Origin of the sequence: Streptomyces sp. NPDC002181 (assembly GCF_042890485.1) — a bacterium.
Classification (GTDB): Bacteria; Actinomycetota; Actinomycetes; order Streptomycetales; family Streptomycetaceae; genus Streptomyces.
Genome location: NZ_JBIASC010000001.1, coordinates 248,771 through 271,821, shown reverse-complemented (window position 1 = coordinate 271,821; position 23,051 = coordinate 248,771). Strand labels below are relative to the sequence as shown.

The following is a 23,051-nucleotide window of genomic DNA, read 5'->3' as shown; positions in this document are numbered from 1 at the left end:
TCCGGGGGAGCGGATGCCGTAGCCGCCGGGTGTCCTCACCGGCTGCGCGGACGCCCCCCTCCAGCCTGTCAGGGCACACCAGCCCCCGGCAGCAGGCAACGGACGGAGCGTCATGTCAGCAAGGAACTGGGCCCTCGGGCTCTCGATCGGAGCCGTCCTGGCCGCGGGCGCGGTGCCCGCGGCGCAGGCCGCGAGCGCAGGCGCCGCCGATCGGCCGGCCGCGGTCGTACGGGTGCCGCTGCCCGGCGGCCTCGGACCCTGCGTTCCCGGCAGCTGCCCCGACCCCTTCCCGCCGGTCGGCAGCGACGGCTCCGTCAAGGGCCGCGACAACGCGGTCAACATCTTCGTCGGGGAGGACTTCCGGGTCCGCGGCACCGCCTCGGAGGCCGAGGGCCGCCTCGTGGTCCTGCGCGACTTCGACCAGGACAAGCAGGCCGGCGCGGACCAGCGGTACAACGTCGGCATCGTCGGTGCCGGGTCCCTGGTGCCGCCGCCCGCCGGCGCGGACTTCCTCACCACGGGCCGCGACGTCACCGTCGCCACCGGCGAGCGCCTCATCGCCGACGGCGGCGTGGTCCGCCACGCGGGCACCCTGGGCGGCACCGTGAGCGGCACCCTGACCCATGACGCCGGGGCGGTCGCACCGTACGCCGGCCTGCGGGACCGCCTCACGGCCGCAAGCCGCTGCTATGCCGGGCAGGAGGCCACCGGCAGGGTCGTGAACAGCGGCCACGAGACCGTCCTCACCGGCGACAACACCTCGCGGCTCCAGGTCTTCAACGTCCGCGCGGACCTGGTCAACCCGAACGGCGGCGGCCAGCAGGGCATCAGGTTCGCCGGGATCCCGGCGGGCGCGACCATCCTCGTCAACCTGCTGGGCGACACCGTCCGCACGATCAACACCTACAGCGGCGGCATCCAGGACACCGACCCGCTCAACGCCTACCGCGAGCGGCTCCTGTGGAACTTCCCGGCCGCCGCGACGGTCAACCTGAACGGCACCGGCCAGTTCCAGGGCAGCGTCCTGATCGGCAACCAGGCCTCGCAGACCACCGTCTCCCTGCCCGGCGTCAACGGCCGGTTCTTCACCACGGGCTCGGTCACCCACGGCAGCTCCAGCCTCCCGGGCAGCGGGCAGGAGTTCCACGCCTACCCCTTCAACGGCGACCTGCCCGACTGCTCGGTGACCCCGCCCGTCCCCGTCACCGGATCGGTCTCCGTCCTCAAGCGGGACGAGGCCGGCCGGCCGCTCGCCGGGGCGCGCTTCGAGCTGTGGCACGAGACCAACGGCCGGACCGGCGCGCAGTTCACGGGCGAGGACGCCGACACCAAGGTCGCCGACTGCGTCACCCCCGCCGACGGCGTCTGCGCCCGGGAGTCGGAGCTCGGCACGTATTACTGGCGGGAGACGGCCGCGCCCGACGGGTACGTGCTGCCCGAGCAGCGGGTGTTCACCCTGGTGCTGACCGCCGAGAACGCCGACGCCGGGGTCCGCCACGTCGTGGACAACGTGCGGGTGCCGGTGCCGCCCACCGGCGGGGTCGCCGTCCGCAAGGTCGACGCCGCCACCGCCGCCCCGCTCGCCGGGGCCGTCTTCGAGCTGTGGCGAGAGACCAACGGCCGGCCCGGCCTCCAGACGGCCGGCGCAGACCCCGACACCCTCGACGAGAACTCCTGCGTCACCGGGACCGACGGCCGGTGCGAGCGGGTCGTCCGGCTCGGCACCTACCACTGGCGGGAGATCACCGCCCCCGCGGGCTACGAGCTGCCCGCGCAACCGGTCACCACGCTCGTCCTCGACGAGGCGGGCGCCGTCGCCGGGGTCACCGTGACGGTCTCCAACTCCAAGGAGGAAGAGGAGTACCGCGGCTCGCTGGAGGTACTGAAGAAGGACGCCAAGACCAAGCGGCCGCTGCGCGGCGCGGTGTTCGAGGTCTGGAAGGAGACCAACGGCACCGAGGGCCTGCAGACCGCGGGCATCAACGCCGACGTCAGGGTCAAGGCGGGCTGTGCCACCGACGGCGCGGGCGTCTGCACCTTCGAGTCCCTGGAGGCCGGGTCCTACTACCTGAGGGAGACCGACGTTCCCGAGGGGTACGTGCTGCCGGAGAACCGGGTGACGGGTCCGCTGCGGCTCGACGGGCAGACCCCCGGCCACAAGCTGGTCGTGACGGTGGACAACCGGCGCGACGACCACGGCAAGGGCAAGGAAGGCAAGGGCGGCAAGGAAGGCAAGGGGGGAGGCGGTCGCGGCTGATCCGCCCGCGGGTACGCCGGTGAGGTGAGCCGCTCACCCCACCGGCGCACCTGCGCAGGCCGCCCGGAGCCGGGCCGGGTTAGCTGGGCTCCGGCGGCCCGGCCGGCGGGCCCGAGGAGGCCCGTATGACCGCAGGCGACCCCGCCCCGCCGGTGCGCGCAGCCGCCGCGTACCGGGCGGCGGCCGTACTGGCCGCCGTACTCGTACTCGCCGCCCCGGCCCACGCGGCCGCGGCCCCGGCCGTCCCCGAACCCGCCTGCACCGCCGGGACCGGCCCCTACCAGCGCGAGCTGGAGGCCCACCTCGGGCGCACCGTCGACGGGACGCAGTCGGCGGCCGACTGCGCGGCCGTCCGCACGTTCCAGGAGGCCAACGGCATCACCCCCGCCGACGGTTACCCCGGCCTCGCCACCTACCGCACGATGGTGGCGGTGACCGCCCGCGCCCGCCCCAACGCCGCCGGCGGCTGCCCCGTCCGCACCGGCCGGGTGACCTGCGTGGACCTCGACCGCCAGCTCCTGTGGGTGCAGCGCGGCAGCAGCGTCGTCTTCCCGCCCGTGCCCGTCCGCACCGGCCGCGACGACCAGGAGACCCGCCCCGGCTGGCACGAGGTCTACTGGCGCAGCAAGGACCACGTGTCCACGCTGTACGACAACGCCCCCATGCCGTACGCCCAGTTCTTCGACGGGGGCCAGGCCCTGCACGGCCGCCCCGGCGACCTCTACGCGCACGGCGGCTCGGCCGGCTGCGTCAACCTCTCCGTACCGGACGCCGAACGCCTGTGGAACCTGCTGGACGAGGGCGACGCCGTCTACGTCTGGGGCACCAAACCGGGTACGGAGGACTGAGCCCGCGCCGGTCCGCCGGGAGTTCGCCCCTCTTGGGACGGAACGGTAACAAGACCGTTTCTCTTCGTGATCCCCCCGTGTGATTTCCTGTCGACATGCGCGCGACTGTCCGCGCGCGGGGGACATGGGGAGAAGAAGAGTGAACCTGCAGCCGATACGCGGCCGCGCCCGCCGCACCGGCCTGCCGGCCCTCCTGCTCGGAGCGGCGCTGCTGCTCACCAGCGCGTGCAGCGGAGGCGGCAACACGGGTGGTGGGGGAGGCGGCGACAACGGCGGCGGCGGTGGCGGAGGCAAGACCGGTACCGAAGCGTCCAAGGCCGTCGTCAGCGTCAAGCCGGACGACGGTGCCAAGGAGGTCGCCACCAGCGGCATCCTGAAGATAACCACCACGGGCGGCAAGCTCACCACGGTGACCGTCGCCGACACCAAGGGCAACGCCGTCGAGGGCAAGCTCGCCGCGGACGCCGCGAGCTGGGAGCCCGCCCGCAACCTGGCCGCCGCCACCGAGTACAAGGTGCACGCCGTCGCCAAGGACGAGGCCGGCCGGGAGTCCGCCAAGGACACCACGTTCACGACCCTGACCCCGACCAACACCTTCGTCGGCCACTACACGCCCGAGGACGGGGAGACCGTCGGCGTGGGCATGCCGGTGTCGTTCAACTTCACCCGCGGCATCACCAACACCGAGGCCGTCGAGAAGGCCATCACCGTGACGGCCGAGCCGTCCGTGCCGGTCGAGGGCCACTGGTTCGGCAACGACCGCCTCGACTTCCGCCCCGAGAAGTACTGGGCCGCGGGCACCAAGGTCACCGTGAAGATCGCCCTCGACGGGGTCGAAGGCCGCCCCGGCGTCTACGGCAAGCAGACCCGTACGGTCACCTTCACCATCGGCCGCTCGCAGGTCTCCACGGTCGACGCCAGCGAGCACACGATGCAGGTCGTCCGCGACGGCCAGGTGCTCAAGGACCTCCCGATCACCGCGGGCGCCCCGTCGACGACCACGTACAACGGACAGATGGTCATCAGCGAGAAGTACAAGGTGACCCGGATGAACGGCGCGACCGTCGGCTTCGGCGGCGAGTACGACATCTCGGACGTCCCGCACGCCATGCGCCTGTCGCAGTCGGGCACCTTCGTCCACGGCAACTACTGGGCCTCCTCCGGAACGTTCGGCTCCGAGAACGTCAGCCACGGCTGCGTGGGCCTCAAGGACGTCCGCGGCGCCGGTGACGGCAACCAGCCCGCCGCATGGTTCTTCAACGAGTCGCTGGTCGGCGACGTCGTCATCGTGAAGAACTCCAAGGACAAGCAGATCGCCCCGGACAACGGCCTCAACGGCTGGAACATGGACTGGGCGGAGTGGATCAAGTAGTCCTCCGCCGTACGTAGTCGAGTGGCCCGGTGCTGTGACCCACGGCACCGGGCCACTTCCCGTTAACCGCCGCTAACCTTTCGCGTATGACCCTCTCTCTCGAAGTCTCCGAAGGCGTCGGCACCCTCCGCCTGGACCGGCCGCCCATGAACGCCCTGGACATCGCCACCCAGGACCGGCTGCGCGAGCTCGCGGTGGAGGCCACCGACCGGTCCGACGTCCGCGCGGTGATCATCTACGGCGGCGAGAAGGTGTTCGCGGCGGGCGCGGACATCAAGGAGATGCAGACGATGGACCACGCGGCGATGGTCGCCCGGTCCCGCGCGCTCCAGGACGCGTTCACCGCCGTGGCGCGGATCCCCAAGCCGGTCGTCGCCGCCGTCACCGGCTACGCCCTCGGCGGCGGCTGCGAGCTCGCGCTGTGCGCCGACTACCGGATCGCCGCCGACAACGCGAAGCTGGGCCAGCCCGAGATCCTGCTGGGCCTGATCCCGGGGGCCGGCGGCACCCAGCGGCTGTCCCGGCTGATCGGTCCGTCCAAGGCCAAGGACCTCATCTTCACCGGCCGCATGGTCAAGGCCGACGAGGCGCTCGCCCTCGGTCTCGTGGACCGGGTCGTGCCCGCCGCCGAGGTGTACGAGCAGGCGCACGCCTGGGCCGCCAAGCTGGCCCAGGGTCCGGCGATCGCGCTGCGCGCCGCGAAGGAGTGCGTGGACGCGGGCCTGGAGGCGGACATCGACACCGGCCTGACCATCGAACGCAACTGGTTCGCGGGCCTGTTCGCCACCGAGGACCGCGAGCGCGGCATGCGCAGCTTCGTCGAGGAGGGCCCGGGCAAGGCGAAGTTCGTCTGACCGCGAAGCGGTCGGTCCTCCCTAGGGGTGGATTAGCCAGGCCTTAAGGCAGCCTTAAGAACCGGTGGAGATCCACTCCGGATGATCTTCCGCGAGCAGCGGGTCACCGCAGATCAGGGTCGTCCCACGGCGGTCCGCTTGCCCCGCGCATATGACGGAACGCCCCTTCGGAATCAATGATTCCGGGGGGCGTTTTCCCGGGGAACGGCCCGGACGGGCATACCGGCCGTCCATGATGGGTTCATGGCGGGCCTGGAGGGTGTGGAACAGCCGCGGCAGCGCAGCAGTGCTTCCGCTGTGCGGCTGACGGCGGCTCTTGAGGACGAACAGGGACTCAAGGCGCTGGAGTTGTACGGGAACCCGGCTGAGGCGGAAGTGATCCTGCCGTCCCTGCCGGAGTCGGCGAGCAGTGCGCGCCGTCTCGCCCGCTACGTGGTGATCCGCTTCTGGGGCTTTTCCCCGCAGGTGTCCGAGCACACCGTCCTGCTGGTCTCCGAGCTCGTCGGCAACGCGGTGCGCCATACCGGCGCCCGGTCGTTCGGCTTACGGATGCACCGGCGGCGCGGCTGGATCCGGGTCGAGGTGCGCGACCCCTCGCGCGGACTGCCCTGCCTGATGCCCGTCCACGAGCTGGACACCACCGGGCGGGGGCTCTTCCTCGTCGACAAGCTCTCCGACCGCTGGGGCGCCGACCTGCTGCCCCGCGGCAAGATCACCTGGTTCGAGATGAGAGTGGCCGACCGCTGACCGCACCCGCGCGGGGCCGTTCCTCCCGCACAAGCCTGAAGCCCCCGCTCGCCGTGGTGAGGCGTCGTGGGGGCTTCATGGGTGCGCCGAGGATCGAAGGGGGTGTGATCCTCGGCGTGGCGACTTCGCTCGGGTCAATGGGGAAGCCGTGATTCCGACTATGGCAGACGGGCGACCAAACGCCAAAAGTCCCAACCTGGACATAAGTGTGCAAATACTCAGAGTTTCGGGCTAAATCCTAGGTGAGGTGGGCCACTCACCTCACATTCAATGAATAACTATCCACCGCTCCGTGTGATTCGTTGATCGAATACCGGACACTCCCTCATTTGGGCTTACCCCGGCGAAGGTCCCGAAATGGGTCAATCGTTATCTTCTGCGGCTTCCGCCCCTTAAATGGGCAGGTGCTCTGCTACCCGGACCGCCGATCCGCCCTCCGCGCCGGGGCCGCGGCCGCCGTCGGCGCCCTCACCGCCGCCTGCGGCACGGGCGCCCGTACGCCCGCCGGCCCGCCCGCCGAGGCCGCCTCGGCGAAACCCGCCCCGGTCCGGGCCGCGGCCGCCCCGCGCCGGTTCCCCGGCCAGCCCGACGAGATCGCGCACGGTCCGCGCGACCGCCCCCGCGTCGCCCTCACCTTCCACGGCAACGGGGACCCCGCCATCGCCCGGGCCGTGCTGGCCGAGGCCGAAAGGGCGGGCGCGCGGGTCACCGTACTGGCGATCGGCAGCTGGCTCGACGCCCACCCGGACATGGCCCGCCGGGTCCTCGACGGCGGCCACGAACTCGGCAACCACACCCAGCGCCACCTCGCGATCAACGACATGCCCGAGGCGGAGGCCTACGCCGAGATCACCGGCTGCGCCCAGCGGCTCAAGCGGCTCACCGGCTCCATCGGCACCTGGTTCCGGCCCTCCCAGACCCAGTACGCCACCCCCCTCGTCAAGGAGCTGGCCCGGCGGGCGGGCTACCCGCACGTCCTCTCGTACGACGTGGACTCCCTCGACTTCACCTCGCCCGGCGCCGCGGCCGTCATCCGCACCGTCACCGGGACGATCCACGGCGGATCGGTGGTGAGCCTGCACTTCGGCTACGCGGACACGGTCGACGCGATGCCGCCCCTCCTCGAAGAACTCGCGCGCCGCAAGCTGCGCGCGGTGACCACCACGGAGCTGCTGACCTCATGACGACCACCCGCCTTCCCCGGAAGGCCACCGTGCTGCTGGCCGGTCTGGTCCTCGCCGCCCTGGCCGGCTGCGGAGCGGCCGACAAGAAGCCCGCCGAGGCGCTCGGCTCCGCGGCGCCCGCCCGGCAGCCGGTCAAGGCCGTCCCGGCCGTTCCGCCCGGCCTGGCCGGCATGCCGCCGCTCCTCGATCCGAACGACGTGTACGCGGCCGACCGGCCGAACAACCTCTCCCCGACGGTCAGGGACTTCCCGTCGCGCGTCTACGTGCCGAACACCACCTCCAACACGGTGTCCGTCATCGACCCGAAGACGTACAAGGTCATCGACACCATCCCGGTCGGGATCCAGCCCCAGCACGTCGTGCCGTCCTGGGACATGAAGACCCTGTGGGTCAACAACAACCGCGGCCACACGCTCACCCCGATCAACCCGGCCACGGGTGAGGCGGGCGAGCCGGTCGAGGTGCACGACCCGTACAACCTGTACTTCACGCCGAACGGCAAGTACGCGGTCGTGATGGCCTCCATGGACCGCGAACTGGTCTTCCGCGACCCGCACACGATGAACCGGGTGAAGACGGTCCCGGTCACCTGCTTCGGGGTCAACCACGCCGACTTCTCCGCGGACGGCCGCTACTTCATCGTGAGCTGCGAGTTCTCCGGCGAGCTCCTCAAGGTCGACACCGAGAGGATGGAGGTCGTCGGCCAGCAGAAGCTGCCGTTCGAGGGCGCGATGCCGCAGGACGTGAAGGTCTCCCCTGACGGCAAGACCTTCTACGTCGCCGACATGATGGCGGACGGGATGTGGGTGCTCAGCGGGGACAAGTTCGACGTCCCCAAGCTGCTGCCCACCGGGAAGGGCACCCACGGCCTCTACGTGGGCCGCGACTCCCGCGAGATGTACATCTCCAACCGGGGCGAGGGCAGCGTCTCCGTCTTCGACTTCAAGCAGAACAAGCTCACGAAGAAGTGGGAGCTGCCGGACGGCGGCAGCCCGGACATGGGCGGGGTCTCCGCGGACGGCAAGGTGCTGTGGCTGTCGGGCCGCTACAACTCTGAGGTGTACGCGATCGACACCGCGACCGGCGAGCAGCTCGCCAAGATCAAGGTGGGCGGCGGCCCGCACGGCCTGGCCGTCTACCCCCAGCCGGGCCGCTACTCGCTCGGCCACACGGGGATCTTCCGCTAGGACCCGGTCCGCGGGAGCGGCCCGGTACGGCCGGACGCCCCCCGGACGGAGCGGCCGCGGACTGCCGCTACCCTTGGCCGGTCAACAAGCACCGAGAAGGGGTGGATCCCAGTGGCTGACATCGAGAGCGCGCGGGCGACGTTCGGCAAGTTCGACGCGGACGGTGACGGCTTCGTCACGGCGGACGAGTACAGCGCGGCCATGAAGGCGATGGGCGACGCGTTCGTCACCGGCGCCGTCGCGGACGCCGTGATCGCCGCCAAGGACGCGAACGGCGACGGCCGTATGAGCTTCGACGAGTTCTGGGACGCCCTGAACAAGTAGGCAGGCTTCGCGAAGCCCCCGACCGCCCCCTGCAGGGCGGTCGGGGGCTTCGCCGCGTCTCACCGGTCAGGCCATGTCCTCGACCTCGGCCAGGGCCTCCTCCAGCCAGCGCAGCCAGAACGTCTCCAGGCCGACGCCGCCGTGCAGGACGAGCCGGCGCAGGCGGTCCTCGTCGGAGTCCCGCCCCGGCGGGAAGTCCTTCTCCTCGATCGCCTCGTAGACCGCCAGCTGCCGGCGGTGCAGATCCAGATGGCGCCGCAGCTCCGCGGCCAGCCCGTTCGGGCCCACGACGGCGGCCGCCCGGATCCGCAGCAGCAGCGGATCCCGGATGGGCTTCGGGTCCTGGCTCTCGCCGACCCACCGCGCCAGCTCCGCGCGACCGGCGTCCAGCACCTCGTACTGCTTCTTCTGCCCCCGTACGGGCACCTCGCTGGGCAGTTCCCGGATCAGCCCGGCCTCCTCCAGCCGGCCGAGCTCGCGGTAGATCTGCTGGTGCGTCGCGGACCAGAAGTACCCGATCGACTTGTCGAACCGCCGCGTCAGCTCCAGCCCCGACGAGGGCTTCTCCAGCAGGGCGGTGAGGATGGCGTGCGGCAGCGACATGCGGCCATCCTAGGGACGCGGGGAGCCGGGCACCGCGATCCGGTCCCCGGCGGCGACGGCGGGACGCGGGGCCGGACCCCACTGCCCCTACTGCCAGGCGGCCAGGGCCTCCGGGGTCTTCGGACCCGGCGCCAGCGGGTCCAGGAGGGCGTGGGCGCGCAGGAGGGACGTCACCGCCGGGGACCAGGCCTGGCGCAGACCCGCCGAGGCCAGCAGCTCCGGGTCCGACAGCAGGCCGTGCGCCGGGCCCGTGCGGATGCCCGAGGGGGTCAGGACCGCCGCGTCGTCGGCCCAGCGGACCGCCAGGTCCACATCGTGCGTGGCCATCACCACCGTGGTGCCGGCCGCGCGCAGGCCCGCGAGGACGTCCAGCAGGCGCTCCTGCCCGTCCGGGTCCAGGCCGGCCGTCGGCTCGTCGAGGATCAGCACCCGCGGAGCCATCGCCACCGCCCCCGCGATGGCGGCGCGCTTGCGCTGCCCGTACGAGAGCAGGTGCGTCGGGCGGTCCCGCAGCGCCGTGATGTCCAGCGCGGCGAGCGCCGAGTCCACCCGGGCGCGCACCTCATCGGCCGGCAGGCCCAGGTTCATCGGGCCGAACGACACGTCCTGCTCCACCGAGGCCGCGAACAGCTGGTCGTCCGGGTCCTGGACCACCAACTGCACCGCCGTGCGCAGGCGGGTCAGCCCCGCCCGGTCGTACGCGACCGCCGTCCCGTCGAGGCGCAGCGCGCCCGTGCCGGGCCGCAGGCCCCCGCTCAGCAGCCGCATCAGCGTGGTCTTGCCGCTGCCGTTGCGGCCCAGCAGGACCAGCGCCCGGCCCTCGGCGATGGCGAAGTCCACGCCGGCCAGGACCGCCGGGCCGTCCTCGTACGCGTAGCCGGCGCCGGCCAGTTCCACCAACGGGTTCACAGGCAGAGCCCCTTCAGGGTCAGAGTCAGGGTGATCAGGGCCGCCAGCAGGGCCCCCGACGCCGCCAGGAACCGCCACGACAGGGCCGCCTCGGGTACGAGGACCCGCAGCGCGCCGTCGTAGCCGCGCCCGGCCAGGCCGTCCTGGAGGCGGGCCGCGCGGTCGAAGGCCCGTACGAAGGAGGTCGCGGCGAGCCCGGCCAGCGAGCGCCACACCGCCGCCCGCCCGGACTGGCCCAGCCGGGCCGCCTGGGCGCGCCGGACCTGGGTCATCGAGTCCAGCAGCAGGAAGCCGATGCGGTACATGACGAGGGCCACGTCCACCACGGGCGCCGGGACCCCGGCCCGGACCAGCCGGGGCAGGACGTCCGACACGGGCGTGGTGAAGGCGAACAGCAGCACGCCGAGGGAGGCCGCCGAGGTACGCAGCAGCAGCTCGGCGGCGTGCCGGGGGCCGTCGGGCGCGAGCGAGACGAGCCCGGCCGGGCCGCCGACGGCGACCAGCAGCGGCAGCGCGCCGGTGAAGCAGAAGCCCAGCGGTATCCGGAAGGCCCGCCACAGCTGCCGCCCGGCCACGCCGGCCGGGCCGAGCAGCACGGCGAGCGTGGCGGCGGCGACCAGCGGCCCGCCGGGCCAGGGCGGCAGGCACACGGCGGTGACCGTCAGCCCGAGCCCGAGCAGGGCCTTCTCCAGCGGATGCCGGCGCCGCCACCGGCTGCCGTGCGCCGCCACGTCGATCGGCAGCACCGCCTACGACTCCGAGGCGGCGGTGTCCGGTGCGGCCGCGGGCGCACCGGCCGCACCGGCCGCAGCGGCCTGACGGCGGCCCTTGCGGACGCCGAAGTAGTAGGCGAGCACGCCCGCACCCAGGGCCGCCTGGAGGGCGAACAGGGCCGACTCCACCTCCCCGGAGGGGGGTTCGTACAGCGGCGAGAACCACGGCTCGTACTCCGGATCGAGCTCGGTGATCGCGGTCTCCGCCTGCGCGTCGGCGCCCGTGAAGGGCTCCTCCTTGCCCTCGCCCATCCCCAGTGCGATGGGCAGTACCGCCAGCGCCGCCACCAGGAGCAGCAGCAGTCCGTTGATCTTCGCGTTCCGGCTCAGGCTCATCACACGGCCGCCTTCTGCTCGCTGCGGCCGGTGAGCTTGGCGACGCCCAGCCGGACCAGGTCGGACTTGCTCGACTGCATCAGCAGCCGCATCACGAGCACCGTCAGCAGCCCCTCGCTCACCGCGAGCGGGATCTGGGTCACCGCGAAGATGCCCCCGAACTTCACGAGCGCGCCCGCGAACCCGGTGCCCGGGTCCGGGAAGGCCAGCGCCAGCTGCACGGAGGTCACGCAGTACGTCACCAGGTCGGCGAAGAAGGCGCCGAAGAAGACGGTCACCATCAGCGGCACGTCGAAGCGCTTCAGCAGCAGGTACACCCCGTACCCCGCCCACGGCCCGGCGATCGCCATCGAGAACACGTTCGCGCCGAGGGTGGTCAGCCCGCCGTGCGCCAGCAGCAGCGCCTGGAAGAGCAGGGTGATCGTGCCGAGCACCGCCATGATCGGCGGCCGGAACAGGATCGCCCCGAGCCCGGTCCCGGTGGGGTGCGAACAACTGCCCGTCACCGATGGGATCTTCAGGGCGGACAGGACGAAAGTGAACGCTCCGGACGCGCCGAGCAGCAGCGTGCTCTCCGGGTTCGCCTTCACCTCGCGGGTGAGGGCGCGGACACCGTGGACGACGAAGGGGGCGGACGCGGCGCCCCAGGCGACCGCGTGCAAAGGGGGCAGGAACCCCTCGGCTATATGCATGAGTGGGGAGACCTCTCCAGCACCTCGTGGATGGACAACGCGCCCCGGCCGGTCTCCTGGCTCACGGGTGCTGATGCCCTGGCCCCGCCTTCCCGGGCGGTGCGGAACCTCCCGCGCCGCCCAGTGGCTTCCCAAAGGAGTGGAGCCGGACTTCCCGTTCACAGTGGCGAGGGCCGCACCGGTTTTCCACCGGTTTCCCGTACACCAAGGCCCGCTGACCCTAGTCGCAGGGACGGACCTGCACCAACCCGGCCCGAACGCCCGCCTGTCCGGACACCCCGTGCCCGAACGGACGCGGTCCGCTGCCGGCGCCGGCGGGACCGGCGCCGGCGGCGTGCCACGGTCACCGGCAGACGTTGCGGTGCGCGACGTCCAGCACGAGGCGCTCGGGCCCGTGCAGCGTGAAGGAGCTGACGGAGGGCTTGGCGCCGAACGCGGCGCCGAAGGTCACGTACCCCTCGAAATCGCCGGTCAGGGCGAGGCCCTTCAGCTGCGGCAGGCGGATGTTGACCAGCCGCGGTCCGCGGTAGGTGCCGGCGCCCGCGCGGTCGTGCGCCGCGGCGGGATGCAGGCGGATCTGGAGGAAGTACTTCCCGGCCAGCGGGACGGGAGCGCCGGACCCGTCGTGGACCAGCCGGGGGACGCGGGTGACGGTGGCCCGCGGGGCGTGTCCCCGCAGGTCGATGACGATGCGGTCGTACGTGCAGTGCCCGCCCCAGCGGGCGTTCACGACGAGCGGCGTGGGCCGCACGGCGGCCGAGGCCGGAGCGGCGAGGGTGATCCCGGCGGTGAGCAGCGCACCTGTGGCGAGGGCCGCGAGCTGCCGGCGGCGGAGGTGGTTGCGGAGGTGGTTCATGACGTCCCCCTGATTCTTCAGAGGCGGGGACCGGTGTCACTGCTGAGGACACTCCCCGGCAGGCTCATGGTTGCACCCAAAACCACCCAGACAAAAAGAAAACATGCCAAAAGGGAACTTAGCGGGGCAGCAGGGTGCTCAGCTCGGCGTCGAGGTCGTAGTGGCGCTGCTCCTCGCCCCGGGGCACGAGCCCGACCAGCCGCCGGCACAGCGCCCGCACGTCCTTCGCCCGGGCGGACACCACGCAGCTCTGAGCGCCGTTGGTGAAGGCGAGGAAGACCCGCGGTTCCCCGCCCTGCCAGCGCGGCCACACCTGGATGTCCCCCTCGCCCGTCACGCAGCTCTCCCCGTCGATCAGCAGGTCCCGGGAGAACACCCAGCGCGCCAGGTGCGTCCCGGCGCCCCGGAAGTCGAGCGCCAGCTCGTAGGGCCGGTCGGGGCGGTAGGTGAAGGCCCCGTCCACGGACACGGGCTCGGGGGAGGCCTCCAGCCGGAGCGGGAGGACGCGGTATTCGATTCCGTCCATGCGCAGCGCCTCTCAGTCGTGTCCGGCCGGGGCCGGCGGCCCTATCGGGCAAGCTAGCCCACCTCCCGGCTACCCCCGCGGGCCGAAAGTCCTCAGCCCGGGGGCCGCTGGACCCCATTCGTCACAGGAAGGGGAACGGGTGCGGGTGCGGTGGCGGGGGAGGGAACGCGAAGGGGCCCGCCCTCCGGGGGGAGGGCGGGCCGCCGGGTCACCGGTCCGCTACGGAACGGGGTTGAACACGAACGAGTCGTTGGACTGCCCGATGGCGGTGAAACCGGCGCCGTTGGCCTGGGCGCCGTTGTTCTGGTTGGACGCCCCGGAGCCCGTGGCGAGCTGCTGGGTGGTGGAGGAGTTGCCGAGGTTGCCGCCGGCGACCCCGCTGCCGAGGATCTCGCCGGCGGCGGCGTTGGACGAGACGCCCGCACCGGCTCCGTTGTCGGCCTGGGCCGTACCCGTGAAGAGCAGGGCGGCGAAGGGGAGCGCTGCGACAGCCGCCAGGACTCGGATGCTGCGGTTGCTTGCCATGATGAAGTCCTCCAGTACGCAAAAAGGCTGCGGTCCAAGGCGGTTGGCCGACCGCCGGGGGTGTGGCCGCGACGTCACGTGATCACCATGGCGCATGTGATCATCGAGAGACCAGCCCGGGGAGGAGGGTTCGCCCTCACGCGTGATCAACTCCGGGCAAACCTCAATTGGCCTGCGAATTCACCAAGTTGTGGAACGCCGGAGGGGCCCGGCGCACCGCGCCGGGCCCCTCCTTCGTCATGCGTGCCGGATCAGCATTCGATGACGTTGACCGCCAGGCCGCCGCGGGCGGTTTCCTTGTACTTGACCTTCATGTCGGCGCCGGTCTCCTTCATGGTCTTGATGACCTTGTCGAGGGACACCTTGTGGGAGCCGTCGCCGCGCATGGCCATCTTGGCCGCGGTGACGGCCTTGACCGCCGCCATGCCGTTGCGCTCGATGCACGGGATCTGGACGAGGCCGCCGACCGGGTCGCAGGTGAGGCCCAGGTTGTGCTCCATGCCGATCTCGGCCGCGTTCTCCACCTGCTCCGGGGTGCAGCCCAGGACCTCGGCGAGGGCGCCCGCCGCCATCGAGCAGGCCGAGCCGACCTCGCCCTGGCAGCCGACCTCGGCGCCGGAGATCGAGGCGTTCTCCTTGAAGAGCAGGCCGATCGCGCCGGCCGCCAGCAGGAAGCGGACCACGCCCTCCTCGTCGGCGCCGGGCACGAAGTTCATGTAGTAGTGCAGGACCGCCGGGATGATGCCCGCGGCGCCGTTGGTCGGAGCGGTGACCACCCGGCCGCCGGCCGCGTTCTCCTCGTTCACGGCCATCGCGTAGAGGGTGATCCACTCCATCGACAGCGCCTGCGGGTCGCCCTCGGAGCGGAGCTTGCGGGCGGTGTTCGCGGCCCGGCGGCGGACCTTCAGGCCGCCCGGCAGGATGCCCTCGCGCGACATGCCGCGCGCGACGCACGCCTGCATGACCCGCCAGATCTCCAGCAGACCCTCGCGGATCTCCTCCTCCGTGCGCCAGGCCTTCTCGTTCTCCAGCATCATCGCGGAGATCGACAGGCCGCTCTCGCGGGCCATCCGCAGCATCTCGTCGCCGCTGCGGAAGGGGTACTTCAGCACCGTGTCGTCGAGCTTGATCCGGTCCTCGCCGACCGCGTCCTCGTCGACGACGAAGCCGCCGCCGACCGAGTAGTACGTCTTCTCCAGCAGCGGGGCGCCGGCGGCGTCGTACGCGAAGAGCGTCATGCCGTTCGCGTGGTACGGCAGGGACCGGCGGCGGTGCAGGATCAGCTGGCTCGGCTCGTCGAAGGCGATCTCGTGCGCCTCCCCTATCTCGGTGCCGAGCAGGCGCAGGCGGCCCGTCCTGCGGATGCGCTCCACCTCGTCGTCGGCGCTCTCCACGTTCACCGAGCGGGGGGAGTGGCCCTCCAGGCCCAGGAGCACCGCCTTGGGCGTGCCGTGGCCGTGGCCGGTCGCGCCGAGGGAGCCGTAGAGCTCCGCCCGGACCGCCGCGGTCTGGGCGAGCACGCCGTCCTTCTTCAGCCGGGTCACGAACATGCGGGCGGCCCGCATCGGGCCGACCGTGTGGGAGGAGGAGGGGCCGATGCCGATGGAGAAGAGGTCGAAGACGGAGATGGCCACGGTGGCGGACTCCCTTGTCTGCTCGTGGGTGGAGGGGCAGGCGGGGTGGATCGTATCGAGGGGGGATTGTTCGGATTTTGTCCGACAGTCGAGCTTAACGTGGCAAGGTGAACGTTTCGCCTGCCGGCGATGGTGGCCGGAAGGCGCTCGGGTATGGCTCGTGTCACACAGGAAGGGCCCGGCCCTGTGTGACACCAGGCCGGGCCCTCCCAAGCCGTCGCTAGAGCGTCGGGTACAGCGGGAACTTCGCGGCGAGCGCGGAGACGCGCGCCTTCAGGTCCTCGCTGTCGTACGCGGGCTTGAGCGCCTGCGCGATGATCTCGGCGACCTCGGTGAAGGCCTCGGCGTCGAAACCGCGGGTGGCCAGGGCCGGCGTGCCGATCCGCAGACCCGAGGTGACCATCGGCGGCCGCGGGTCGTTCGGGATCGCGTTCCGGTTGACCGTGATGCCGACCTCGTGGAGGCGGTCCTCGGCCTGCTGGCCGTCCAGCTCGGAGTTGCGCAGGTCGACCAGGACCAGGTGCACGTCGGTGCCCCCGGTGAGGACGTCCACGCCCACGGCCTTGACGTCGTCCTGGACCAGGCGGGCGGCGAGGATCTTCGCACCCTCCAGGGTGCGCTCCTGGCGCTCCTTGAACTCGGGCGAGGCCGCCACCTTGAAGGAGACCGCCTTGGCGGCGATCACGTGCTCCAGCGGACCGCCCTGCTGACCCGGGAAGACCGCGGAGTTGATCTTCTTGGCCAGCTCCTGCGTCGACAGGATGACACCGCCGCGCGGACCGCCGAGGGTCTTGTGCGTGGTGGTGGTGACGACGTGGGCGTGCGGCACCGGGTTCGGGTGCAGGCCCGCGGCCACCAGGCCGGCGAAGTGCGCCATGTCGACCATCAGGTACGCGCCGACCTCGTCCGCGATGCGGCGGAAGGCGGCGAAGTCCAGCTGGCGCGGGTAGGCGGACCAGCCGGCGACGATCAGCTGCGGCTTGGACTCCTTGGCGAGGCGCTCGACCTCGGCCATGTCGACCTGGCCGTCCTCGCCGACGTGGTACGGGACCACGTTGTAGAGCTTGCCGGAGAAGTTGATCTTCATGCCGTGGGTCAGGTGACCGCCGTGGGCCAGGTTCAGGCCCATGATCGTGTCGCCGGGCTTCAGCAGCGCGAACATCGCGGCGGCGTTCGCCTGCGCACCGGAGTGCGGCTGGACGTTCGCGGCCTCGGCGCCGAAGAGCTCCTTGATGCGGTCGATCGCGATCTGCTCGACCACGTCGACGTGCTCGCAGCCGCCGTAGTAGCGGCGGCCCGGGTAGCCCTCGGCGTACTTGTTGGTCAGGACCGAGCCCTGGGCCTCCATGACGGCGACCGGAGCGAAGTTCTCCGACGCGATCATTTCCAGGGTGGACTGCTGGCGGGCGAGCTCGGCGTCGACGGCGGCGGCGACGTCGGGGTCGAGCTCGTGGAGGGGGGTGTTCAGAACGGACATCAGGTTCCCCTGGGACTCAGTTGTCGGAGTGGGTGAGCGCGGCGTACTCGTCGGCCGTCAGCGCGTCCTTCGGCTCCTCCGAGAGGCGCACCTTGAACAGCCAGCCACCCTCGAACGGAGCGGTGTTCACCAGGGCCGGGTCGTCCACCACGTCCTGGTTGGACTCGACGATCTCACCGGAGACGGGGGAGTACAGGTCGCTGACCGACTTGGTCGACTCCAGCTCGCCGCAGGTCTCGCCCTCGGTCACGGTGTCGCCGACCGCGGGGAGCTGGGCGTAGACGACGTCACCGAGCGCGTTGGCCGCGAACTCCGTGATGCCGACCGTCGCGACGCCGTCCACGGCGTCCGACAGCCACTCGTGCTCCTTGGTGTAACGCAGCTGCTGGGGGTTGCTCATGACCTGATTCTCCTGGATGCGGGGGAGTGGATACGAACAGTGGTCTTGCGGAGTGAGACGGCCGGTACGGCGTACGGGCGCTACTTCTGCCGCTTGTAGAAGGGCAGGGCCACGACCTCGTACGGCTCATGCGTACCGCGAATGTCCACGCCGACGCCGGAGGTGCCGGGCGCGGCGTGCGCCGCGTCCACGTACGCCATCGCGATCGGCTTGCCCAGCGTCGGGGACGGGGCGCCCGAGGTGACCTCGCCGATCACCTGGCCGCCGGCCACGACCGGGAACCCGGCGCGCGGGACGCGGCGGCCCTCGGCGATCAGGCCGACCAGCTTGCGCGGCGCCTTGGAGGCGGAGCGCTCGGCGGCGGCCTCCAGCGCGGCGCGGCCGACGAAGTCGCCCTCCTTCTCGAACTTCACGACCCGGCCCAGCCCCGCGTCGAACGGGGTGAGGGAGGTGGTCAGCTCGTGCCCGTACAGCGGCATGCCCGCCTCCAGGCGCAGGGTGTCGCGGCAGGACAGGCCGGCCGGGACCAGGCCGACGCCCTCGCCGGCCTTGGTGAGGGCCTCCCACAGCTGTACGGCGTGCTCGGGGGCGACGAACAGCTCGAAGCCGTCCTCGCCGGTGTAGCCCGTACGCGCGATCAGGGCGGGCACGCCCGCGACCGTGCCCGGCAGGCCGGCGTAGTACTTCAGCCCGTCGAGGTCGGCGTCGGTGAGGGAGGCGAGGATGCCGGGGGACTCCGGGCCCTGGACGGCGATCAGCGCGTACGCGTCGCGGTCGTCGCGGACCGCGGTGTCGAAGCCGGCGGCGCGCTCGGTCAGGGCGTCCAGGACGACCTGGGCGTTGGAGGCGTTCGCGACGACCATGTACTCGGTCTCGCCGAGGCGGTAGACGATCAGGTCGTCGACGATCCCGCCGTCCTCCCGGCAGATGTGCGTGTAGCGGGCGCGGCCGACACCGACGGTGGAGATGTTGCCCACCAGCGCGTAATCCAGGGCCTTGACGGCCTCCGGGCCGGTCAGCGTGATCTCGCCCATGTGGGAGAGGTCGAAGAGGCCGGCCTTGGTGCGCACGGCGTTGTGCTCGTCGCGCTCACTGGCGTACCGCAGGGGCATGTCCCAGCCCGCGAAATCGGTCATGGTCGCACCGAGAGAACGGTGCAGCGCGTCGAGGGCGGTCAGGCGGGGGGCAGTGCTCATGGGTGTGGCTCCCGGGTCCCAGGGCATGACATGACGAGGACGATCCTCCCCATCTGTCATCGGAACCTGAGAGGTTCGCCGAGAGTTCCCGGTCGGACCCGGGGAACGTCGACTTGCACCTTGGGTGGAGCGCACGCGGATGCCGTCGCGGGGGACGGCGGCGCGGCTCGCTTTTCAGATCTGCCTCATCCACGCGGTACGGGGCCTGAGAGATTCAAGGGAGGTACTTGCTCCTTCGGCGCCCGGGCACCGCCTCGCGGCGTGCCGGGACTCTCCCGCGCGGATTCAAGCGGCCGGTATGCAGTTGGTCCAGATGGCGCACATCATTGCACGCCGTCCGGGCGATCGGGCGTTCGGGCCCGGAAGAACGTACGGAAGGGGCGCGCCGGGATGGCGGACCGGTGGTGACGGACCGGTGACGCATCCGGGACGAGACCGGGAAACACGACCGGAACCGGGGCTCCCGGATTACCGTCTCTTTACACTCAGTGGGCATGGGGCCCCTGCGGGGCCCGGATGGGGGAGGCGATCACCGTGCGGAGATTCGGAGTGCTGGCGTCGACCGGGACGGGGTCCGTGGGGGTGCCGGCGGCCCGGCGGGCGCGCGCCGAGGGGGCTCCCGTACGCGACCTGCGCGGCCGGGGCGCGCACGGACCGCGGTGGCTCGGCTTCGCGGAAGGGGACATCGTCGTCGTGTCCGGCCTGCCGGGCGGCGGCAAGAGCACGCTGATCAAGCGGGCCGCCGAGGGCGGAGGCATCGACTCCCAGGACGTGCGCGAGCGCTGGGAGCGGCGGATGCCGAAGGCGGTGCCGTACGGGGTGTACCGGCCGCTCGTCCGCCTCGCCCACTACTGGGGGCTCTGGCGGACCCTGCGCTCCGGCGCCTCGGCGGTGGTCCACGACTGCGGAACGCAGTCCTGGGTGCGCGGCCTGCTGGCGGCGGCCGCGCGGCGGCGGGGCCGGGCGCTGCACCTGCTCCTGCTGGACACCAGCCCGCAGGAGGCGCTGGCGGGGCAGGAGGCGCGCGGGCGCGGGGTGTCGGCGTACGCCTTCGCCCGCCACCGCAGCGCGGTGGCCCGGCTGCTGCGCGAGGCGGAATCGGGCCGCCTCCCGGCCGGGTGCACCTCGGCGGTCCTGCTGGACCGCGGCTCGGCCGCGTCGGTGACCCGCATAGCCTTCCGCCGGGACCCCGCCTGATCCGCGGGACACTCCCCGGCCCCCCGGTGTCCGGTGCCGCCCGAGCCGTTAACCTCGGGCGACGGCAGGGGCGACAACCACAGCGGAGGCGTAGATGCAGGGCGGCGGCTGGCCGGACAACGAGCTGGAGCAGGTGCTCGGGGCGGCGCTCGGGCAGGCGGACGCCGGGGCCCGGATCGTCGAGGTGCTCGGGCGCAGCCGGCTCTGGGTGCCGCTGCCCGGCGGCACCGCCCCTGACGCGGCCGGCGCGCTCACGCTGCCCACCATGGAGATCAACGGGGCGCCGTACGTACCCGTCTACAGCTCCGAGGCCCAGTTCCGCGCCTGCGCCGGCCCCTCCATGGACTTCGCCGTGGCCCCCGCCGTCGAGTTCGCCCGCGGCCTGCCCCCGCAGCTCGGCATCGCCGTGAACCCCGAGGGCGCCGTCGGCGTCCCGCTGCCCCCGCCCGCCGTCGCCGAGCTCTGCCGCACCGGCCGGACCCCCCTCGACGGCCCCGCCACCGGTGGCCGCGTCCGGCTCTACGAGCCCGACTGGCAGGAGGACCCGGTGGACTTCCTGACCGCCGCGGCCGAGGAGTTCCGCGCCGCCGGCGTGGTCGCCGCCGCCCACCGCTGCCTGGCCAGCGTCGAGGGCGGGGCACCGGAGCTCTACATCGGTGTCCGGCTGCTGGGATGGGAGCCCGGGATGCGGAACGCCCCGATGGACGCCCTCGGCCGGGCCCTGGCCCGCGTCGCGCCGCCCTGGCCCGTGCAGTTGATCCTCCTCGACGCCGCGCAGGACCCGGTGGTCGACTTCATCGCCGAGCGCGTACGCCCCTTCTACCTCGCGTAGCGCCGCTTAAGCTGGGTGCCGATACGGGTGGACGGGCGGACGAAGAGGGGTACCGGGTGAGTGCGTCAGGCACGGCCGCGGCCGGGCAGGTCGAGCACATGATGCGCCAGGTGACGCCCGGGCGCTTCGAGAGCTACGAGTCGCTTCTGCACGCCCTGGCCGAGGGCCGGCTGTGGATGCTGCTCTGGCAGGGCCAGCCGGGTTCCCCGGACGCCCAGTACGGCGGCATGGAGGTCGAGGGCCTCGGGTACGCGCCCTGCGTGACCTCCCCCCAGGAGCTGGCCGCCAGCGGCTGGAGCCGGGGCTACGAGGTGGTCACCGGCCGGGACATCGCCCGCGCCCTCTACCCGGACCGCTGGGGCCTGTGGCTCAACCCGCACGCCCAGGGCGGCGGCCTCGGCATCCCCTGGGCCGACCTGCGCCGCATCGCCACCGGCCTCGACCGGATGCCGGCGGGCCCGCTGCGGCTGTCCGAGCCCGCCCTGGAGCTCCCGCAGTTCTACGGTCTGCTGACCCAGCACGCGCACCGCACCCCCGCCGTGCGCTCGCTGCGCCGCGCCTGGGTGCAGCCCTCGCTGGGCTCGCCGTACCTCGCGGTCGGGCTCGACCTGTACGACGCCTCCGCGCCCGCGCTGGAATCCGTACGGGAGATGATGCGCCAGTCGGTCGGCGCGGTGCCCGAGGGCGTGCCGGTGTGCACGGTGGCGCTGGCGGACGAGCACGACCCCGTCGCGATGTGGCTGCGCGCCCAGACCCGCCCCTTCTACGACCGCGAGGGCCAGGCTCCGGCGTACTGAGCAGGCCCGGTCCACGGACCGGGACGACCGTATCGAGCCAACCGAAGGCCGCGGGGAACGAGCGTTCCCCGCGGCCTTCGGCTTGTCCGGATTTCGCCGCCCTTGTGGGTCCAAAACGCATGGTCCTACCGCGAGTTGGGCGCCATGTCCGATTGCGTACCGAACGGACGGGCTTGATCCGCTCAGGCGAGAGCGAAGTCCGGATAACGGGAACCCGGCCCTCACATCACGGTTGCGCATCCATTCATCTGCGGGTCTGGCGGCTGATCGCGGCGCCGATGAAGACTCCCCACCCAAGAGCCGGTCAAGCCTCAAAGGCCCGGTTCGGCAAATGATTTTTTGCTTGTGGCTTTGCACGGCACTTCCCGCAATTCCTGCACCTCACGCGCGTCCTGCGCAGCACCACGCACTCCGAGCGCCACTCCGCACCAACGCCGCCACAGCGGCGGGCATGGGCCGGCAACCCGTCGGCCGAGAGGGGTCCCCACCACGATGACGGCACCACTGCATGACGCGAGCGCGGAAGCACCCGCACCCGTGTCCGTAGCCGACGTCCCAGCCAAGGCCATCGAAGGCCGCTCGCCCGGCCGCATCGCCTGGATGCGGCTCAAGCGCGACAAGGTCGCGCTGACCGGCGGCGTGGTCGTGATCTTCCTGATCCTGGTGGCGGTCTTCGCGCCGCAGATCGTGAGCCTGCTGGGCCACCCGCCCAACGAGTTCCACGAGGACCTGATCGACCCGGACCTCGGCACACCGCTCGGCTCCTTCGGCGGCATGAGCTCCGACTTCCTGCTCGGCGTCGAACCCACCAACGGGCGCGACGTGTTCAGCCGGATCGTCTACGGCGCCCGCATCTCCCTGGTCGTCGCCTTCCTGTCGGCCTTCGTGTCGGTCACCATCGGCAGCCTCCTCGGCGCACTCGCCGGGTTCATAGGCGGCTGGGTCGACGGCATCATCAGCCGCATCATGGACCTGCTGCTCGCCTTCCCGCAGCTGCTGTTCACCATCGCACTGGTCTCCGTCGTCCCCAACTCCCTCTGGGGGTTCTCGGGTTCGGGCGTCCGGATGGGCGTACTGATCGTCGTGATCGGCTTCTTCGGCTGGCCGTACATCGGGCGCATCGTCCGCGGCCAGACGATCTCCCTGCGGGAGCGCGAGTACGTCGAGGCGGCGCGCAGCCTCGGCGCCGGGCGCGGCTACATCCTCATCAAAGAGCTGCTGCCCAACCTGGTCGCGCCGATCCTCGTCTACTCGACGCTGCTCATCCCGACCAACATCCTGACGGAGGCGGCCCTCAGCTTCCTCGGCGCCGGCGTCAAACCGCCCACCGCCTCCTGGGGAAAGATGCTCTCCGACGCCATCCCCATCTACCAGGACGACCCCGCGTACATGGTGGTCCCCGGTATCACGATCTTCATCACCGTCCTGGCGTTCAACCTCTTCGGGGACGGGCTGCGCGACGCACTCGACCCCAAGGGCAGCTGAACCGCTTCAACGATTCACCCACCAATGGAGGTTGGACCAA

Annotated in this window: 24 protein-coding genes and 2 riboswitches; of the genes, 12 read left to right on the top strand and 12 right to left on the bottom strand. The window is 71.9% G+C overall.

The window, feature by feature from the left end:
• The first annotated feature begins 112 nt into the window (after nucleotides 1–112).
• From ACFYXV_RS01225 to ACFYXV_RS01190, 8 genes are all read left to right on the top strand, one after another.
• The gene (locus ACFYXV_RS01225) at nucleotides 113–2,257 is read left to right on the top strand and encodes a choice-of-anchor A family protein (protein WP_389381736.1); all 2,145 of its coding nucleotides are present in this window, start codon (nucleotides 113–115) and stop codon (nucleotides 2,255–2,257) included.
• A gap of 125 nt (nucleotides 2,258–2,382) precedes the next feature.
• The gene (locus ACFYXV_RS01220; RefSeq protein ID WP_385469412.1) at nucleotides 2,383–3,105 is read left to right on the top strand and encodes a L,D-transpeptidase family protein; all 723 of its coding nucleotides are present in this window, start codon (nucleotides 2,383–2,385) and stop codon (nucleotides 3,103–3,105) included.
• Nucleotides 3,106–3,250: 145 nt separating this feature from the next.
• On the top strand, nucleotides 3,251–4,477 hold the full coding sequence (locus ACFYXV_RS01215; protein ID WP_389382103.1) for an Ig-like domain-containing protein: 1,227 nt from the start codon (nucleotides 3,251–3,253) through the stop codon (nucleotides 4,475–4,477).
• A gap of 86 nt (nucleotides 4,478–4,563) precedes the next feature.
• A complete protein-coding gene (locus ACFYXV_RS01210; RefSeq protein ID WP_383346005.1) occupies nucleotides 4,564–5,331 on the top strand; it encodes an enoyl-CoA hydratase/isomerase family protein in 768 nt (255 codons plus the stop codon).
• A 243-nt stretch (nucleotides 5,332–5,574) separates the two neighbouring features.
• Nucleotides 5,575–6,078, top strand: coding sequence for an ATP-binding protein (locus ACFYXV_RS01205; RefSeq protein WP_385469416.1), 504 nt, complete (start codon nucleotides 5,575–5,577; stop codon nucleotides 6,076–6,078).
• A 404-nt stretch (nucleotides 6,079–6,482) separates the two neighbouring features.
• Nucleotides 6,483–7,262, top strand: a complete 780-nt coding sequence (locus ACFYXV_RS01200) for a polysaccharide deacetylase family protein (protein WP_383346011.1) — start codon at nucleotides 6,483–6,485, stop codon at nucleotides 7,260–7,262.
• The gene (locus tag ACFYXV_RS01195) at nucleotides 7,259–8,449 is read left to right on the top strand and encodes a YncE family protein (protein ID WP_385469418.1); all 1,191 of its coding nucleotides are present in this window, start codon (nucleotides 7,259–7,261) and stop codon (nucleotides 8,447–8,449) included. Before ACFYXV_RS01200 ends, ACFYXV_RS01195 begins: the two co-directional genes overlap by 4 nt.
• A gap of 111 nt (nucleotides 8,450–8,560) precedes the next feature.
• Complete coding sequence (locus tag ACFYXV_RS01190) at nucleotides 8,561–8,773, top strand: EF-hand domain-containing protein (RefSeq protein WP_366101006.1); 213 nt, start codon at nucleotides 8,561–8,563, stop codon at nucleotides 8,771–8,773.
• A 66-nt stretch (nucleotides 8,774–8,839) separates the two neighbouring features.
• On the opposite strand, the gene ACFYXV_RS01185 is transcribed toward ACFYXV_RS01190, so the two are convergent.
• The 12 genes from ACFYXV_RS01185 to gcvT all read right to left on the bottom strand — a co-directional run bounded on the left by ACFYXV_RS01185 (nucleotide 8,840) and on the right by gcvT (nucleotide 18,700).
• The gene (locus tag ACFYXV_RS01185) at nucleotides 8,840–9,376 is read right to left on the bottom strand and encodes a PadR family transcriptional regulator (RefSeq protein WP_385476683.1); all 537 of its coding nucleotides are present in this window, start codon (nucleotides 9,374–9,376) and stop codon (nucleotides 8,840–8,842) included.
• Between the two features lie 87 nt (nucleotides 9,377–9,463).
• Entirely contained in the window at nucleotides 9,464–10,285 is an 822-nt protein-coding gene (locus ACFYXV_RS01180; RefSeq protein WP_389381735.1) for an ATP-binding cassette domain-containing protein, read from the bottom strand.
• Entirely contained in the window at nucleotides 10,282–11,031 is a 750-nt protein-coding gene (cbiQ, locus tag ACFYXV_RS01175; protein ID WP_389381734.1) for a cobalt ECF transporter T component CbiQ, read from the bottom strand. The genes ACFYXV_RS01180 and cbiQ overlap by 4 nt, the downstream gene beginning before the upstream one ends.
• 3 nt (nucleotides 11,032–11,034) lie before the next feature.
• On the bottom strand, nucleotides 11,035–11,388 hold the full coding sequence (locus tag ACFYXV_RS01170; protein ID WP_389382102.1) for an energy-coupling factor ABC transporter substrate-binding protein: 354 nt from the start codon (nucleotides 11,386–11,388) through the stop codon (nucleotides 11,035–11,037).
• Nucleotides 11,389–11,393: 5 nt separating this feature from the next.
• Nucleotides 11,394–12,086 carry an energy-coupling factor ABC transporter permease gene (locus ACFYXV_RS01165; protein ID WP_383346025.1) on the bottom strand — a complete coding sequence of 231 codons (693 nt, stop codon included), beginning with the start codon at nucleotides 12,084–12,086 and terminating at the stop codon, nucleotides 11,394–11,396.
• A 28-nt stretch (nucleotides 12,087–12,114) separates the two neighbouring features.
• Nucleotides 12,115–12,310: riboswitch (cobalamin riboswitch) on the bottom strand.
• A gap of 119 nt (nucleotides 12,311–12,429) precedes the next feature.
• Complete coding sequence (locus ACFYXV_RS01160; protein WP_389381733.1) at nucleotides 12,430–12,942, bottom strand: hypothetical protein; 513 nt, start codon at nucleotides 12,940–12,942, stop codon at nucleotides 12,430–12,432.
• Between the two features lie 118 nt (nucleotides 12,943–13,060).
• Nucleotides 13,061–13,468, bottom strand: coding sequence for an SsgA family sporulation/cell division regulator (locus ACFYXV_RS01155; protein ID WP_389381732.1), 408 nt, complete (start codon nucleotides 13,466–13,468; stop codon nucleotides 13,061–13,063).
• Between the two features lie 219 nt (nucleotides 13,469–13,687).
• Nucleotides 13,688–13,993, bottom strand: a complete 306-nt coding sequence (locus tag ACFYXV_RS01150; RefSeq protein WP_383346034.1) for a hypothetical protein — start codon at nucleotides 13,991–13,993, stop codon at nucleotides 13,688–13,690.
• Nucleotides 13,994–14,244: 251 nt separating this feature from the next.
• Nucleotides 14,245–15,627, bottom strand: coding sequence for an L-serine ammonia-lyase (locus tag ACFYXV_RS01145; protein ID WP_385476701.1), 1,383 nt, complete (start codon nucleotides 15,625–15,627; stop codon nucleotides 14,245–14,247).
• 220 nt (nucleotides 15,628–15,847) lie between these two features.
• Entirely contained in the window at nucleotides 15,848–17,104 is a 1,257-nt protein-coding gene (glyA, locus tag ACFYXV_RS01140; RefSeq protein ID WP_048474733.1) for a serine hydroxymethyltransferase, read from the bottom strand.
• Nucleotides 17,105–17,120: 16 nt separating this feature from the next.
• Entirely contained in the window at nucleotides 17,121–17,504 is a 384-nt protein-coding gene (gene gcvH, locus ACFYXV_RS01135) for a glycine cleavage system protein GcvH (protein WP_383346040.1), read from the bottom strand.
• Nucleotides 17,505–17,584: 80 nt separating this feature from the next.
• Nucleotides 17,585–18,700, bottom strand: coding sequence for a glycine cleavage system aminomethyltransferase GcvT (gene gcvT, locus ACFYXV_RS01130; protein WP_383502315.1), 1,116 nt, complete (start codon nucleotides 18,698–18,700; stop codon nucleotides 17,585–17,587).
• 184 nt (nucleotides 18,701–18,884) lie between these two features.
• Nucleotides 18,885–18,988: riboswitch (glycine riboswitch) on the bottom strand.
• A gap of 228 nt (nucleotides 18,989–19,216) precedes the next feature.
• Here gcvT and ACFYXV_RS01125 point away from each other — a divergent pair.
• From ACFYXV_RS01125 to ACFYXV_RS01110, 4 genes are all read left to right on the top strand, one after another.
• Nucleotides 19,217–19,897, top strand: a complete 681-nt coding sequence (locus ACFYXV_RS01125) for an AAA family ATPase (protein ID WP_385476706.1) — start codon at nucleotides 19,217–19,219, stop codon at nucleotides 19,895–19,897.
• A 94-nt stretch (nucleotides 19,898–19,991) separates the two neighbouring features.
• The gene (locus tag ACFYXV_RS01120; RefSeq protein WP_389381731.1) at nucleotides 19,992–20,729 is read left to right on the top strand and encodes an enhanced serine sensitivity protein SseB; all 738 of its coding nucleotides are present in this window, start codon (nucleotides 19,992–19,994) and stop codon (nucleotides 20,727–20,729) included.
• A 56-nt stretch (nucleotides 20,730–20,785) separates the two neighbouring features.
• The gene (locus ACFYXV_RS01115) at nucleotides 20,786–21,526 is read left to right on the top strand and encodes an enhanced serine sensitivity protein SseB C-terminal domain-containing protein (RefSeq protein WP_048474737.1); all 741 of its coding nucleotides are present in this window, start codon (nucleotides 20,786–20,788) and stop codon (nucleotides 21,524–21,526) included.
• Nucleotides 21,527–22,018: 492 nt separating this feature from the next.
• Entirely contained in the window at nucleotides 22,019–23,011 is a 993-nt protein-coding gene (locus ACFYXV_RS01110) for an ABC transporter permease (protein WP_385476711.1), read from the top strand.
• Nucleotides 23,012–23,051: the final 40 nt, after the last annotated feature.

Coding starts and splice junctions, on each gene's coding strand:
- ACFYXV_RS01225 (WP_389381736.1), top strand. CDS start 113: ATGTCAGCAAGGAACTGGGCCCTCGGGCTCTCGATCGGAGCCGTCCTG.
- ACFYXV_RS01220 (WP_385469412.1), top strand. CDS start 2,383: ATGACCGCAGGCGACCCCGCCCCGCCGGTGCGCGCAGCCGCCGCGTAC.
- ACFYXV_RS01210 (WP_383346005.1), top strand. CDS start 4,564: ATGACCCTCTCTCTCGAAGTCTCCGAAGGCGTCGGCACCCTCCGCCTG.
- ACFYXV_RS01205 (WP_385469416.1), top strand. CDS start 5,575: ATGGCGGGCCTGGAGGGTGTGGAACAGCCGCGGCAGCGCAGCAGTGCT.
- ACFYXV_RS01195 (WP_385469418.1), top strand. CDS start 7,259: ATGACGACCACCCGCCTTCCCCGGAAGGCCACCGTGCTGCTGGCCGGT.
- ACFYXV_RS01185 (WP_385476683.1), bottom strand. CDS start 9,376: ATGTCGCTGCCGCACGCCATCCTCACCGCCCTGCTGGAGAAGCCCTCG.
- ACFYXV_RS01165 (WP_383346025.1), bottom strand. CDS start 12,086: ATGCATATAGCCGAGGGGTTCCTGCCCCCTTTGCACGCGGTCGCCTGG.
- ACFYXV_RS01160 (WP_389381733.1), bottom strand. CDS start 12,942: ATGAACCACCTCCGCAACCACCTCCGCCGCCGGCAGCTCGCGGCCCTC.
- ACFYXV_RS01155 (WP_389381732.1), bottom strand. CDS start 13,468: ATGGACGGAATCGAATACCGCGTCCTCCCGCTCCGGCTGGAGGCCTCC.
- ACFYXV_RS01150 (WP_383346034.1), bottom strand. CDS start 13,993: ATGGCAAGCAACCGCAGCATCCGAGTCCTGGCGGCTGTCGCAGCGCTC.
- glyA (WP_048474733.1), bottom strand. CDS start 17,104: ATGTCCGTTCTGAACACCCCCCTCCACGAGCTCGACCCCGACGTCGCC.
- gcvH (WP_383346040.1), bottom strand. CDS start 17,504: ATGAGCAACCCCCAGCAGCTGCGTTACACCAAGGAGCACGAGTGGCTG.
- gcvT (WP_383502315.1), bottom strand. CDS start 18,700: ATGAGCACTGCCCCCCGCCTGACCGCCCTCGACGCGCTGCACCGTTCT.
- ACFYXV_RS01125 (WP_385476706.1), top strand. CDS start 19,217: ATGGGGGAGGCGATCACCGTGCGGAGATTCGGAGTGCTGGCGTCGACC.
- ACFYXV_RS01120 (WP_389381731.1), top strand. CDS start 19,992: ATGCAGGGCGGCGGCTGGCCGGACAACGAGCTGGAGCAGGTGCTCGGG.
- ACFYXV_RS01110 (WP_385476711.1), top strand. CDS start 22,019: ATGACGGCACCACTGCATGACGCGAGCGCGGAAGCACCCGCACCCGTG.